Below are 14,591 nucleotides of genomic sequence, written 5' to 3' on the forward strand. Positions count from 1 at the left end.
TGAGTCATGAGCTGAAGGCTGTCTCCAAAGGAAAAAATCCTTGCAGGCAGCCTTTGTTTGTTCGGTTGGAGCTGTATGCTGAACTGGAAGAATTGGAGTGCTATGCTGATCCGTCCTATGCATATGGCATCAATGCCCTTATAATTTAATAAGAGAAAAATTGCTCAGGCTCCAGCCGTACACCAGGTTGGAGCCTTTGAGCATAACACAGAAGGATTGGAGAATGGAGAGATGAATTCACAGCAACACCAACGAGCTTTAGTATACAAATCTTTGTGGTATGCCGGTCCTTGGGTGCTTGCCACAGGAGTGGTTCTGGTAGGTGCTAATTTGCGCGCTTCGATTACTTCTGTAGGGCCTCTTATCGGCTTGATTAAGGATTCTTTGCATATCTCAAATACACTGAGCGGGTTAGTAACGACATTACCGCTGCTTGCTTTTGCCCTATTATCGCCTTTTGTGGCTAATCTGTCGCGCCGCTTTGGGTCATCCCGTGTTATTTTTGCAGCCTTGCTGCTGTTAACCGCAGGTATTGTGGTGCGTTCCACGTTGGGGGTGACCGCATTATTTACCGGAACAGCCATGCTGGGATTGGCTATTGCCGTGTGCAATGTTTTGCTGCCCAGTCTGATTAAAGAGGAATTTCCTCGCAACAGTGGGCTCATGACTGGCGTATACTCAGTAGCTATGAATGTGGTTGCTGCAACAGCATCGGGTCTGAGTATACCGCTCGCTTTGAACGGAGGTATGGGCTGGCGTGGTGCATTGGGAATATGGGCCATTATGGGTGTGATTGGTATTTTACTTTGGATTCCCCAGCTTCTCAGAGCACGCAAAACGGTCAATAAGGCGACAATATCCGCCCGAACCGTCAATGTGTATAAATCGTCTTTGGCCTGGAAGGTGACGCTGTTTATGGGACTGCAATCTGCCCTGTTTTATGTCCCTGCCGCCTGGTTTCCCGAGATGATGAGCGGACAGGGAATGGATTCTGAGACTGCGGGCTGGATGCTGTCTGTGTTGCAGTTTTCACAAATGCCGTTTACCTTTATTGTGCCGATTTGGGCAGCACGGTTGAAGGATCAGCGGATATTGGTTCTCATTATGGCTGCGCTGTATTTTATCGGTCTGGGCGGATTTCTGCTAGGGGCCACACAATGGAGTGTGGTTTGGGTCATTTGTATCGGTATAGCGGGCGGTTTTGCTTTTCCGTTAGTGATGATGTTTTTTAATTTGCGGACGCGAACACCGCAGCAGGCGGCAGAGCTGTCTGGTATGGCGCAATCCTTCGGTTATTTGCTGGCGGCGACTGGGCCAACGCTGTTCGGCTATTTGCATGATGCGACACAAGGCTGGACGATTCCGCTGCTGCTGCTTTTGTGCCTGAGTGTTGTGCTTATGTTTACGGGGCTGGGTGCAGCGAAGAAACGATATGTCGGGGGCGAGGTGGATGATCAGGCTGCAATTTGATGCAGTGGGCTACAGTGTCATCTGTGGTACAGAGCAGGTCATACTGCTGGCCAAAGAGTTTGCGCTGCTGCGCTTTCTATATGATAACCGGAGCCAGGTGTTCACCCGGGAACAGCTGTTGGACCACGTATGGCCGCTGGAATATCCGGTAGAGCGTACCGTGGATGATCATATCTACAGATTGCGCAAAAAACTCAAGTCATGGAATACGCTCTGTATTCATACCGTCAGAGGGTATGGCTACAGCTTGACTCTGACTGACGTGCAGCGACCCATTCATCCGTCCTTATACGATCAGGAGGTGCAGGACGCTGTCCATGGATTGTTCCGAAAATACCATCTGCTAGGGCAGGGGAACTCCATCGTAGCGCTTGCTGCCCAGCAGGAGCAGATGGGTTTTGAGCTGTCTCCCTTTTATCAAATGTATACCCGGTTTGTGCAGGCGGATATATTGTGGTTTTTGGAACAGGAGAACTTTGCTCCTAAAGATCGATTGTATTGGATGCTGCTGCTATATACAGGCACAGCCGGGGTGACGGATCAGGGGCTTGCCCTATGTGAGCGTGCGCTTTCCAGTGGATTACTGTCCGAAGAGCAGGAGCGAGAATTGCGTATTCTCAACATTTTGGAGGCTTATGTGGAGAATGGCCAACCTGAACGCGCACAGGAAGGTCTGCCACTGACCTTGATGGTCATGGAGCGGGATGATCTTGATAAATTTGTGATGCCTGTTGCGCTGATGCAGATGTACATGCATCTGGTTGCCAATCATATGGAAAAGGCTGCTGAACTATCTGATCGTCTGGAAGGTCTGCTGTCGGAGGCTCCATATTTGCGCGAGTTGGGCCGTTATCGCCTGATGCGCGGACTTATGCTGTTGCGTACTGGGGATGTGGACAACGCCGAGCGGCTCATAGATGAAGGGTTGGATACCCTTGATATGGGTAAACAGGAATTGCTGAAAATCAAAGCAGTCTGCCAAATCCGTGGTTTTTTGAAGCTTTGCGGCACTTACCCCATGCTGGAAGAGAAATATGCGACTCGGTACGAACGACTTGATCGGGACAACGGCCTAACACTGCATCGTCCGGCGCTGAGGAACTGGCTGGAGCAGACGCTTTCTGGGGTCTGATATTTTTCGCTGTCTGATATTCCTCTGATATAGACTCCTTAGAATGTTCTTATTGCTAAAGAAGCAGAGAATGGGAGCAGGGTGAGTAGGAATGAAGAAAAAGAAAGAGCAGCAATCCATGCCTGGTATTTGGCGTAATGGAAGTTTTCGGCGAATGTTTGCAGCGCACACGGCCGCTTCCTTTGGCGATTGGTTTGATGCCATCGCCATTCAGGTGCTTGTTGCTTATCGCTGGGAAGCCGACCCTATGCTGATCGCGCTGATTCCGGTCGTGATGGCGCTACCGGGGCTGCTGCTGGGCTCCATCGCGGGTACGTTAGCCGACCGGGTACACAAGGCCCGGCTGATGATCGGCTGTGATGCAGCTATCGCCGTATTGACGCTGGCGATTCTCGCCGTCCCAGGCCCGGCGTGGCTGCTGCCTTTGCTGGGCTTGCGCGCGGCGGCTGGCGTATTCCAAATGCCGTCACAGCAAGGCTTGACCCGCACGGTAGTCGCCAGCGGCGACCTGTTCCGCGCGACCTCGCTGAACGGGCTGGTCAATCAGGCCTCCAAAGTGGCGGGGCCATTACTGGGCGCCATGACCTTGACTGTGCTGTCCCCCCAGGCATGCATTATTCTAAATGCATTGCTACGTCTCTGCTCCGGCCTGCTGCTGTGGCCGCTGCGCGGAATCGGTCCGGCGCTGGCCGGCACAGAGCAGCAAACGGTTGCTGACGAGCTGCCAGGAAAGCCGGAATCGCCGCGTACAGCGACTGAGGCTGATGAGGCCAAGATGCAGGAGAAGCCTGCCCACGCATCCCGTTTTTTCAGCCAGTGGCGGGAGGGCTGGGCGTTCCTCTGGCGCAGTCGAATGCTTTTGCATACGCTCATATTCGGGCTGTTCGGATTGATCGCCATTCTCATGATTGACTACCAGTTCCCGACGCTGCTGCGTGTGCTCGCTCCGGGGAATGAGTCGTTGCTCGGCTGGCTGGTGTCAGCCATAGGGGCTGGCGCCGTCGGCTGTATGCTGGTGCTTAATCGCTTGAATCGCATAAGCGCGGGCTGGGGGCTTGGTGGAGGCTATGTGTTGGTTGGCGGAGCTATTGCCGCTTTGGGCTGGGCGCAACCGGGGACAGGCTTGCCCGTACTGCTTATGATTGGGGCTATGCTGGGCGTGGGAAACGGCCTCTACATCATCACTCAGAACTATATATTACAAGCCAAAACCCCGGCTGATATGGTGGGGCGCGTCTTCGGTATCCAGAGTACCGTCATTGGTGCGATTATGATCATTTCACCACTGGCCGGGGGATTATTGATTCGAATAGCCGGGGCAGGGACTGCTTTTGTCTGGATCGGAATGACTGTTGGCGTCCTGGGATTGACGGGATTACTGCTGCAATCCGTGATTTGGCGCGAGCCTCTCGCTGATTCCAGCCCTGCGACGGAACAACATGTTGATCTTGCGTAGTCGCTTGTTTTAGGTTTTGCAGTTCGGAACTTTAAGGAGGAATAACCCATGAATCACCCAGAATCAACAACCGCGCCTATAGCACGATTGCTTGAAGGATCACAGGTATACTTGCGTCCCATTCATGTGGAGGACACAGAGCTATACTATAATACGTTGTTCCAACAGGATGTGCGGAGGCTGACAGGCACACAGCGCAGCTTTACCAAGGATCAAATTGCGCGTTATATTGAGGCTAAGGGCCAGGATACCTCAAGCCTGCTACTTCTGATCGCACTTTGCGAGAATGATCGTGTCATCGGAGATATCGCCCTGCAGGATATAGACACTATGAATCGCAGCGCTGGCATCCGTATCGCCATTAATGAGCAGGGAGATCAAGGAAAAGGCTACGGCAGCGAAGCACTTATTCTGATGCTGGGTTACGGATTCGGTATTTGTAATCTGCACCGGATTGAGCTGAATGTATTTGATTATAATGAACGGGCCATTCGTTGCTATGAAAAGGTAGGTTTTCAGCGTGAAGGTGTGCAAAGGGATGCTTTATTCTACAATCATGAATACCACGATTCGATTTTGATGAGTATGCTGAATCATGAATACCGCGACCGATATGTGAAAAAAGCAGAGTGCTGATGAACCACATTTACATGAGTTTGTAGAAGAGGTATAATAAACAGATAAAGTTACTCATTGCACGAATATGATCGACAACATCAAAATGAACATGAATTACCGGAGGAGCCTGTCACCAAGGCTCCTCTTTGTCTTTTGGAGGGGAACCTGTGCTGTACTTCAGGTTTCCCTTTTTATGTCCAAATGCTAATACAAAAGGAGGCTGGCAGTCTATGCAATTTATACTCTATCTTCTCTTGATTCTGCTGTTCACAAAAGTCGCGGGTCATCTGTCAGTCAGGTTCGGTCAGCCAGCGGTGCTGGGCAAGCTGATCGCGGGGATCGTGCTGGGTCCTGCCGTCCTGGGCTGGGTTCAGAATGATTCGCTAATTCATGATATGTCTGAGATCGGCGTGCTGCTGCTGATGTTCATTGCCGGACTGGAGACCGATTTGGATCAACTCAGACGGAACTGGAAGCCGGCAGTAGCGGTGGCGGTTGGAGGTATTATTTTGCCGCTTGTCTGCGGTTTTGGTGTGGGGGAAGCCTTTGGATTCTCGGTGAATGAAGGATGGTTCCTCGGGATTGTCCTGAGCGCTACTTCTGTAAGCATTACGGTGCAGGTGCTCAAGGATATGAACAAGCTGAATACCCGGGAAGGCTCGACCATTTTGGGGGCGGCTGTGCTGGATGATGTGCTCGTGGTGGTATTGCTTGCAGTGATGATGAGTGTGTTCGGTATGGGCGGGCAGGAGATATCGCTGGCGCTTCTTATCGGCAAAAAGCTGATTTTCTTCGTCGGAGCTGTGCTGGGGGGATGGTTGGTTGTCCCGTGGATGATGAAAATACTTGCACCACTAAAAGTGACTGAAGCAGTCATCACAGGGGCACTGATTATCTGCTTCGGGTTTGTGTATTTTGCTGATATGTTGGGAATGGCAGGGATTATCGGAGCCTTCGCTGCCGGGATTGCCATCGCGCAAACCAGCCATAAGCACATCGTGGGGGAAAAGGTGGAGCCCATCGCTTATTCCATTTTTGTCCCTGTGTTTTTTGTCAGTATTGGATTAAATGTTTCCTTTGAGGGAGTGGCCCAGCAGCTCGGATTTGTGGTTGCTTTGACAATGATTGCGCTAGTGACGAAGCTAATCGGGGGAGGTATCGGGGCGCGGCTGACGGGCTTTGATAGCCGTTCTTCGCTTGCGATCGGCTCGGGGATGATATCGCGTGGTGAAGTCGCGCTTATTATCGCAGCTACCGGTCTGCAGACGGGTCTGTTGGCACAGCAATATTTTACATCGGTGATCATCGCCGTCATTCTGACGACCTTGGCCGCCCCTCCGATCCTTAAGCTATGTTTTAGCGATAAGAAGGAGTCTTCCGCTCACGAACCAAAAAAGAAGGTCAGCATTGACAAATCATAACGAAAACATCGACAAGTCATAACGAAAAGACCCTTCGAGTTCAACTTCTCATTGCGTGCACGGACCGTCCGATTTGGAGTAAAATGGACTTCCTAACCAGCATGAGAAAGCAGCGGAAGGGCCTTTTTTTATGTTAAATGTACTGCTTAGATGCGGAAATTAGGACTCGGATACCACCGTGAAACGTTGGTTTAGATGTTGAGGCTTTTCAATTTCGTCGACTACAGCTACCGCATAATCTTCATAGCTGACATAGCTTGCACCTTTGGAATTAACCAACAGCGTGTCTTTGCCTACTTGATAAGAGCCTGTGCGTCTGCCAAGAGCAAATTCAGCAGAAGGGCTAATGAAAGTCCAGTTCAGGTCGCTGGTGCCACGCAGAATTTCCAGGTTTTTTCCCTGATTATTTGCTGTTGGATATACGAAATCCGGGAAATTAGGCATATCTTTGACCAAAAGGGTGTGGGATTCATCAGTAAACAGGCTGCCTGCACCACCTACGACAATCAGGCGTGTACCGGACACATTACGCAGTGCTTCAATCAGTGCGTTACCTGCGTCTACATGCAGATGCTCTTGTCCAAATGGGGCGCCAAAAGCGTTAACGACAACGTCATAACCTTTCAGATCATCTGTTTTCAGGTCAAAAACGTCTTTTTGAACCACAGTGGCACGGTTTTCTGTTACTTTAGCCGGGTCGCGAACGATCGCGGTTACTTCATGTCCTCTGTCCAATGCTTCTTTTACAATATTACTTCCTGCTTTACCGCCTGCACCAATAACTGCAATTTTCATAATAGAAAGCCTCCTGTAAATATAATGTGGATGGTTCATTAGTTTATTCGTAAGTGCATCCTGTTCATTCACGAACTTGGATATGTAACTATTATAGTTACAATATAAAATGAAAGTCAAGCGCTTCTACTAAGCCAACCAAAATCTTCCGGTTTGGAAAAAACGAGACTTGTTTAAGTATATAAAGTAAGGCTGAATGGGCAAATATAAGCATTATGTATGAAAACATGAACCTTAGAGGGCCTTGGACAAGAAAGGATGACTGACATGAGTAAAAAAGTACAGCTTGAGCCTGCAGCACAAAAATTTGCAGATGATACTGCCAACCCCCCGTTTCTGTATGATTTGGGCCCTGAAAAAGGACGTGAAACGGTCAATGAGGTTCAATCCGGTCCAGCAGACAAGCCTGCCGCAGATGTGGAGGATCTGTCGATTTCAGGTGGTCCAAAAGGTGAGGTTCAGGTCAAAATTGTTCGCCCACAGCAGGTGACTGGCGATCTGCCAGTCATTGTATATGTGCACGGAGCAGGCTGGGTATTCGGGAATGCCCATACGCATGATCGTCTGATACGGGAATTGGCAGTGGGTGCACAGGCAGCAATTGTATTCCCGGAATACAGCTTGTCACCTGAAGCCAAATATCCGATAGCGATTGAGGAAATCTACGCAGTCGTTCAATGGGTGGCACAACATGGACAGGAGCATGGGCTAAAGCCCGATACGCTGACGATAGCTGGAGACAGTGTCGGCGGCAACATGACTGCCGCCGTAACCCTGCTGGCGAAGGAGCGCAGCGGTCCTTCCATCCGGCAGCAGCTGTTGTTTTATCCGGTGACGGATGCTTCTTTTGACACCGAATCGTATCACGAGTTCGCCACAGGATATTTCCTGAGCCGTGAGGGAATGCAATGGTTTTGGGATCAATATACGACCGATCCCAACGAACGAGCGCAGATCACGGCCTCCCCGCTGCGCGCCACCACAGCCCAGCTCAAGGGACTGCCGCGTGCGCTGGTCATTACAGGTGAGGCCGACGTGCTGCGCGATGAAGGCGAGGCGTATGCGAGCAAGCTGCGTGAAGCGGGGGTAGATGTGACCGCTGTACGTTTCCAGGGCATCATTCACGACTTCGTGATGCTGAACACGTTGGCGGAAACCGCAGCGAAGCGCGGTGCAATCGCGCTCGCTACCTCGTGGCTGCGCCAAGGCTTTGAGGGCTAGTACCATATAAAGCATTTAAGGGTGCTGACGTAGGATGTAATCTACTTTTGTTAAGGACTAAGGCTGTTTTCCCGAAGGTATTTACTGCCGGGAAGACAGCCTTTTATATATGCCTAAAAATGAAACCGCTTCACGTTCGTTACACAGAGTGATAATATAAAATTTGAAAGATTTGACTGATATTTTAGCCTAGGGGTCTAAGGGGGATATCCATGCCATTTCAGGGACAACGCATTTTGCCTGCTGCCAAGCACATGAAGCAGTTGGAGGGCATTTTGGACAGCTCCTATGAGTATGCGGTTTTTCTGGATACGCATGTAGCGCAGCTGCGCAGCCTGTACCAGCTAGCCAGGAGTCGCAACAAGCAGATGCTTTTGCATGCCGATCTGGTGCAAGGCTTGAAAAATGATGAATATGCAACGGAATATTTGTGTCAGGAGATTAAGCCGTTCGGGATTATCTCGACCCGGTCCGGAGTGATTGCCACAGCTAAAAAGAAGGGAATTCTTGCGGTTCAGCGGGTGTTCCTGCTGGATACGATTGCGCTGGAAAAAAGCTACGCGCTGCTGGAAAAAACACGGCCTGATTACATCGAGGTGCTGCCAGGCATTGTTCCACCCATGATTAAAGAGGTCAGTGAACGTACGGGTATTCCCATATTGGCGGGCGGACTGATTCGTACCCCGGAGGATGTGGAAGCGGCTCTCGCTGCGGGAGCTACAGCGGTGACGACATCCAATAAACAGCTGTTCGAGCATTACAAGAAGTAATAGGAGGTAGATTTCCCTTTTCATCATGTACAGTGTGTGCTACGATATGGATAAGTTAATACTCGTCAGGAGATTTGGAGAGACCATGAACCGCTCGGCATATGCCGCAGTGATGTTCGTGGTCTTTTTTTATATCTTTTGATGACTGGGTTGGCAGATCGCATCGTGAATATATACAAAGCTGGAGGGATAGATGATGGGAGAACAGGGATTTGCTGCGCAGGAGAGAACGGCTGTTTTGGAGCGTATGGGGCAGGAGCATTTTGATATATTAATTATTGGCGGCGGCATTACAGGAGCCGGAATTGCACTGGATGCCGCGGATCGCGGCTTGAAGACGGCGCTGGTGGAAATGCAGGATTTCGCAGCAGGCACGTCCAGTCGCTCTACCAAGCTGGTGCATGGCGGTCTTCGTTATTTGAAGCAGTTTGAGGTTAAGATGGTAGCCGAGGTTGGGAAGGAGCGGGCGATCGTATTCGAAAATGGCCCGCATGTGACCATACCGGAGCGTATGCTGCTTCCTTTTCACAAGAGGGGTACGTTTAATGCGTTCACCACCTCGATTGGTCTGCTGGTATATGACTTTCTTGCTGGAGTGAAACGCAGTGAGCGCCGCCGCATGCTGGACATCCAGGCTACGCTGGAGCGTGAGCCTTTGCTGAAGCGGGAAGGATTGAAGGGCAGCGGCAGCTATGTAGAGTATCGTACAGATGATGCTCGCCTGACGATTGAGGTTATGAAGGAGGCTGTTGCGCGAGGAGCGTTGGCGGTGAACTATGCCAAGGCTGACAGGCTGCTGTATGATGACGGACGAATCAGCGGCGCAAGTGTAACGGATCGGGTCACAGGGAAGCCTTACGAAATTCGGGCATCGCTGGTCATTAACGCGGCCGGACCATGGGTGGATACGCTGCGGGAGATGGATCGCTCCAAAGAGGGTAAAATGCTTCGCCTGACAAAAGGTGTCCACCTGGTATTTGATGCCAAGCGCTTTCCGCTCAAACAGGCGGTGTACTTCGATACATCGGATGGACGCATGGTATTTGCGATCCCGCGTGATGGCAAAACCTATGCGGGTACGACCGACACGGTATATGAGGGGGATACAGCTCATCCCCGAATGACTGCCGAAGATCGGGCGTATGTGCTTCAGGCGATCAACGGGATGTTCCCGGATATGAAGCTGAGTGATAAGGATGTGGAATCCAGTTGGGCAGGGGTACGGCCGCTTATTTATGAAGATGGTAAAAGCCCTTCGGAAATTTCACGCAAGGATGAAATTTGGGAATCCCGTTCAGGCTTGATCACGATTGCGGGAGGCAAGCTGACAGGCTACCGGAAAATGTCCGAACTCGTCGTGGATCGAGCAGTACGCGAGCTGGGACGCTTGCATGGGCAGAGCTTCCGGGCGTGCCGCACCCGACATATCCCGATTTCGGGCGGCAGCGTAGGCGGCTCGGCAGGCTGGGACGCCTTCGTGAGCAAGCAAGCCACGGCGGGTGCTGTGCTCGGCCTATCGCCACAAATGGCCAGAGCATGGGCCACTCGATACGGCTCCAATACAGAGCGGCTGTTTGCCATCGCGGCGCGCAGCATGAAGGAGGCCACGGAGACGGAAGCGGCGCTGCCTCTGGAAGTGCGTGTCCCGCTCTTGTATGCGATGGAGCAGGAAATGACGGTGACCCCGTCTGATTTCTTCATTCGTCGAACGGGAGCGCTGTTCTTCCAGATTGACGAGGTGAAGCGCTGGAAGGAGCTCGTCATTGCACTGATGTCTGAACATGCAGGCTGGAGCCCTGCGCGAGAGCGCCAATATGCGGCTGAGCTGGATGCTTATCTGCATGAAGCGGTGACGCCTGTAGAGGTAGAAAAGAAGCCAGACGTCGTGAAGGCCATTTGATAAAGCGATGCGAAGAGCGTCCTTGCGTCTTTGGGTGCCCTCTTCCAGTGCTCTCGAATATGCAAAGAACCTCCGTTCCACCAGCTATTTGTGGAACGGAGGTTCTTTTGGTATATAAATGCTTACAGCATCAGATGGAACAGGAACGGTGCAGCCGCCAACGTAAAGAGAGCGGCGAGCACCATAGAGATGCTGGAAATGGTACCTGTCAGCGAGCTGAATTCAAATGCTTTGGAGGTGCCAGTGCCATGAGCACCGGTACCGAGCAGTACCCCGCGCGAGACTTCATTTTCGATACGGAACAGCTTGACGATCATCGGACCAATAATGAGACCACTCAAGCCGGTCAAAATAACGAATACAGCCGTGACGGTTGGATTACCGCCAATCGCTTGTGATACATTCATGGCAATGGGTGTCGTAATGGAGCGGGGAATCAGGCTGCTGAGCAGCGACGAGTCCAGATGCATCCATTTGGCAAGAGCCATGGAGGACAATACAGCTACAACGGAGCCTGACAGCACACTAAATACGATTTGGGACGCATGCTTCTTCAACACAGGGAAGTTGCGGTACAAAGGAACAGCAAATGCAATCGTAGCTGGTTGCAGCAGCGTGGACAGCAAGTGCGCACCCGAATTATAGGAACGGTAGTTCACGCCCGTCAGCGTCAAAATCAAAATAATAACAACGGGTGTAATAAGCAATGGAGACATATACACCTTGGGCAGGGTGCGATACATGCGTTTGGCCATCCAATAAATAGCGAGTGTCAATACAATACATAGAAGACCGATCATGATGATTTGTGCTCCTTTCGTTTACCAAGCAGACTGGCGACCATACCCGTGCAGGCCATCACCAGAAAGGTGCCGAGCAACACCACCAGCATAATACTCATACCATCGTGTTCCAGCATCGGCCAATAATTCATAACACCGACAGCGGAGGGAATAAAGAATAATAGCAGCTCAGCCAGCAGCCAGTTCGCGCCAACCTCAATCCAGCTTAGTCGGACCAAACCGGTTTGCAGCAGAATAAAAAGGATTACCATACCGACAATGCTACCGGGTACAGGCAGGTGGAGCCAGGAAACTGCCGCGTTCAGGATGAGTGAAAAGGCCATCAGGACGGCAATCTGGAGGACACCGCGTATGAAGCTTTTCATATATATTAACTCCTATCTTTGAATTTCGTTGTTTTCAAACTGTAATGAAATTTTACATCACCAGCTTTCATGAGTAAAATGCATATAAAGAATGAAACGTATTCCGTTTGTCTATGGGAGAAGGTGCAAGTTTGGATATCCGACATTTACAATATTTTTTAGAAGTAGCGCGGCTGCGCAGCTTTACAAAGGCGGCCCAGAGCATGTTCATTACACAGCCAACGATCAGTAAGACGATTAAAAGCCTGGAGGATGAGTTGGGTGTTACCTTGTTCGACCGAATTGGCAAAAGAATCGAGCTGACGGACGCTGGGAAGGTGATTGAGCTTCAGGCTCAAGCGATTGTGAAGTCCTTTCAGAGCTTGTCCTCGGAGCTGAGTGATTTGATGAACCTGAAAAAAGGACATATCCGTATCGGCCTGCCGCCGATGGTTGGATCGAGCTTTTTTCCGCGTGTTATTGGGGAGTTTCACAAGGCTTATCCCGATGTGACCATTCAATTATTCGAGGATGGGGCGAAGAAAGTGGAGCGGGACGTAGGAGCCGGGGCATTGGATATCGGAGTGATTGTGCTGCCTGCGAGTGGAGATATGTTTGAGACGTTTCTATTTGTGGAGGAAAAGCTGAATCTGCTCGTTCACCCTACGCATGCATTGGCTGAGTGCAAGGAGGTTCCGTTATCCGCGCTGGCGGAGGAAGCGTTTGTACTGTTCCGCGAGGATTTTACGCTGCATGACCGTATCATTGCGGAGTGTGTCCGTGCCGGCTTTCAGCCGCGTGTAGTCTACGAAAGCTCACAATGGGATTTGATTAGCGAAATGGTTGCAGCGAACCTGGGGATAGCGCTATTGCCAGAGGCCATTTGCCGGGATCTGGATTCCGAGCGCTTGCGCATTCTTCCGTTGGTAGACCCCGTCATCCCCTGGCATTTGGGAATGATCTGGCAGAAGGATCGTTACCTGTCCTTTGCAGCCAGAGAATGGATATCGTTCACACAGGAGCTGCTGCGGACAGAGTATGGCAGTAAGTAGCCCATAATAAAAGCTGCCCTTATGGGCAGCGATGCAGCTTGCGTCTATGAATGTGCCTGATTGTTTTGGTTTACCGCTCGCTTGGTGTGAAGGTATTTGTCCATAATTCGGTCAAGCCTGGAGGATTTGTCCAATACGCGTTCATCCTTTAATCCATGTAAGTTAGCCATGCGATTCAATTCGCGGCGTTCTTTTTCCATGAGTTTCTCCAATTGTTCGAGGTTCAGAAAGCCCACCCCCCAAGTCGATTGTAAGGCATGTCTCCACTAGCGGCAGAAGAATCTTTATAGCAATGTTTTTTCCATTTTACCACATTTTATTAACAATAATCCAGCTTACCTGACATTTAGCGACTAATAATCATGGTTTTGCCAGCTCTACCCGATTGCGCCCTGAACGTTTGGCCTCATATAGAGCGTCATCCACTTTCTCCAATAATTTATCCACTGTAATGTCAGGAAAACTGCCTGCTCCGACAGATACTGTCAGAGGAACGATGGTTCCGTCATTCAGTTGGAATGGGCCATGTTCCACAGCCTTTCGAATCTTCTCGGCAAGGCTTGCTGCCTTCTGGCTGTCGCAATCTCCAATCAGAATGGCAAATTCTTCACCGCCTTTGCGGGAGGGGTACGCCCTCCTTGTAGACTCCTGGTTTAACAAAATGCCCAATTGGCTTAAGACGGTGTCTCCGTTCAAATGACCATACGTATCATTAATTTTTTTAAAGTGGTCAATATCCAGCATCACGAGTCCAAAGGGTTGTTTTGTAGCCTTGGAAGTATGAAAGACCTCTTCAAACAAAGCATCGAAAGCGCGCGGACTGTATAACCCGGTTAAATGGTCCCGATTCGCTGCCTCTTCGAGCAGATGAATGGCCCGTTCTGTTTTTTTGATATGGGACATCATAAAATAAGTGAACAAGCCGCCAAGCAGCTTAACGGTTGTGACGATTATAATCGTTTCATTATTAGGAGGATTAACCACAAAAAAAGTAGATAACAGCGATACAACAGCAGCTCCAATCACGGCTGACATCCATTTGCGGAGCGTGAGGCTTTTTCCTCGAATGAAGGTAAGTGAAATGCCCAGTGTCATGAAGCAATTGACAGTAGCAGTCAGAGAAACATCTGTCCAACCACCGGTGATGTAAATACGGTACAGGCTTATGATCAGGGCGGTCAACAGACCGGATATCGGTCCTCCCATATAAACAGAGATGATAATAGCCAATTGGCGCAGATCGACCACAAAATGCCCGTTGATCCATAAACCAGTTATCATTAAAAGAATACCAAACAGTCCCAGCATTAACCCGCTTATTACCCGACGGATATAAATATGTTTTTCCAGGTAACGTTCGTATTTTCGTGATAGCAAATTTCCAAAGAATAAGAAGCTCGTTAATAATCCGAAATTGTTAATTAATTCTTTTAACATAACCCTATCCTTTATGCTGTAATGTGAGTTGGACACTGCTGAGAATAAAGTAATAAGCCTACTTTCTATATTTCGGTAAAAATTATGTGCGAGTGAATACCATTCGACTACAAACGATGCTTATGTCCCTTACGTTTCCTTTATCTTCGTGATAAAGTGAAAGGACTATAAC

The 14,591-nt window shown here is 50.1% G+C and carries 14 protein-coding genes; 9 read left to right on the forward strand and 5 right to left on the reverse strand.

All coding sequences use genetic code 11. The features are described 5' to 3' along the window. Window positions 1–231 precede the first annotated feature (231 nt). The 5 genes from KQI_RS0112500 (at window position 232) to KQI_RS0112520 (ending at window position 6,097) form a co-directional block, all read left to right on the forward strand. Complete coding sequence (locus KQI_RS0112500; RefSeq protein ID WP_010347099.1) at window positions 232–1,470, forward strand: CynX/NimT family MFS transporter; 1,239 nt, start codon at window positions 232–234, stop codon at window positions 1,468–1,470. Further along, window positions 1,451–2,602 carry a winged helix-turn-helix domain-containing protein gene (locus KQI_RS0112505; protein ID WP_010347100.1) on the forward strand — a complete coding sequence of 384 codons (1,152 nt, stop codon included), beginning with the start codon at window positions 1,451–1,453 and terminating at the stop codon, window positions 2,600–2,602. Before KQI_RS0112500 ends, KQI_RS0112505 begins: the two co-directional genes overlap by 20 nt. Window positions 2,603–2,693: 91 nt before the next feature. Continuing rightward, complete coding sequence (locus tag KQI_RS0112510; RefSeq protein WP_010347101.1) at window positions 2,694–4,058, forward strand: MFS transporter; 1,365 nt, start codon at window positions 2,694–2,696, stop codon at window positions 4,056–4,058. A gap of 48 nt (window positions 4,059–4,106) precedes the next feature. After that, a complete protein-coding gene (locus tag KQI_RS0112515; RefSeq protein WP_010347102.1) occupies window positions 4,107–4,694 on the forward strand; it encodes a GNAT family N-acetyltransferase in 588 nt (195 codons plus the stop codon). Between the two features lie 212 nt (window positions 4,695–4,906). Next, complete coding sequence (locus KQI_RS0112520; RefSeq protein ID WP_010347104.1) at window positions 4,907–6,097, forward strand: cation:proton antiporter; 1,191 nt, start codon at window positions 4,907–4,909, stop codon at window positions 6,095–6,097. Between the two features lie 159 nt (window positions 6,098–6,256). On the opposite strand, the gene KQI_RS0112525 is transcribed toward KQI_RS0112520, so the two are convergent. Further along, on the reverse strand, window positions 6,257–6,892 hold the full coding sequence (locus tag KQI_RS0112525) for an NAD(P)-dependent oxidoreductase (RefSeq protein ID WP_010347105.1): 636 nt from the start codon (window positions 6,890–6,892) through the stop codon (window positions 6,257–6,259). 267 nt (window positions 6,893–7,159) lie between these two features. Here KQI_RS0112525 and KQI_RS0112530 point away from each other — a divergent pair, with 267 nt between their 5' ends. The 3 genes from KQI_RS0112530 (at window position 7,160) to KQI_RS0112540 (ending at window position 10,783) form a co-directional block, all read left to right on the forward strand. Continuing rightward, window positions 7,160–8,113: an alpha/beta hydrolase gene (locus KQI_RS0112530; RefSeq protein ID WP_010347106.1), complete on the forward strand. Its 954-nt coding sequence runs from the start codon at window positions 7,160–7,162 to the stop codon at window positions 8,111–8,113. Window positions 8,114–8,325: 212 nt separating this feature from the next. Continuing rightward, the gene (locus KQI_RS0112535; RefSeq protein WP_010347107.1) at window positions 8,326–8,883 is read left to right on the forward strand and encodes a glycerol-3-phosphate responsive antiterminator; all 558 of its coding nucleotides are present in this window, start codon (window positions 8,326–8,328) and stop codon (window positions 8,881–8,883) included. Between the two features lie 196 nt (window positions 8,884–9,079). Then, entirely contained in the window at window positions 9,080–10,783 is a 1,704-nt protein-coding gene (locus KQI_RS0112540; protein ID WP_010347108.1) for a glycerol-3-phosphate dehydrogenase/oxidase, read from the forward strand. 122 nt (window positions 10,784–10,905) lie between these two features. Here the strand turns inward: KQI_RS0112540 and KQI_RS0112545 are convergent, their stop codons facing one another. Beyond that, the gene (locus tag KQI_RS0112545; RefSeq protein ID WP_010347109.1) at window positions 10,906–11,583 is read right to left on the reverse strand and encodes a CidB/LrgB family autolysis modulator; all 678 of its coding nucleotides are present in this window, start codon (window positions 11,581–11,583) and stop codon (window positions 10,906–10,908) included. Next, the gene (locus KQI_RS0112550) at window positions 11,580–11,951 is read right to left on the reverse strand and encodes a CidA/LrgA family protein (protein ID WP_007432907.1); all 372 of its coding nucleotides are present in this window, start codon (window positions 11,949–11,951) and stop codon (window positions 11,580–11,582) included. The genes KQI_RS0112545 and KQI_RS0112550 overlap by 4 nt, the downstream gene beginning before the upstream one ends. 131 nt (window positions 11,952–12,082) lie before the next feature. Here KQI_RS0112550 and cidR point away from each other — a divergent pair, with 131 nt between their 5' ends. Beyond that, window positions 12,083–12,982, forward strand: a complete 900-nt coding sequence (gene cidR / locus KQI_RS0112555) for a cidABC operon transcriptional activator CidR (RefSeq protein WP_010347110.1) — start codon at window positions 12,083–12,085, stop codon at window positions 12,980–12,982. 44 nt (window positions 12,983–13,026) lie between these two features. On the opposite strand, the gene KQI_RS0112560 is transcribed toward cidR, so the two are convergent. Continuing rightward, on the reverse strand, window positions 13,027–13,209 hold the full coding sequence (locus tag KQI_RS0112560; RefSeq protein ID WP_007432905.1) for an aspartyl-phosphate phosphatase Spo0E family protein: 183 nt from the start codon (window positions 13,207–13,209) through the stop codon (window positions 13,027–13,029). A gap of 133 nt (window positions 13,210–13,342) precedes the next feature. Next, entirely contained in the window at window positions 13,343–14,419 is a 1,077-nt protein-coding gene (locus tag KQI_RS0112565; RefSeq protein WP_010347112.1) for a diguanylate cyclase, read from the reverse strand. Between the last annotated feature and the right edge of the window lie 172 nt (window positions 14,420–14,591).

It is taken from the genome of Paenibacillus peoriae KCTC 3763, from assembly GCF_000236805.1.
Taxonomy (GTDB): Bacteria; Bacillota; Bacilli; order Paenibacillales; family Paenibacillaceae; genus Paenibacillus; species Paenibacillus peoriae.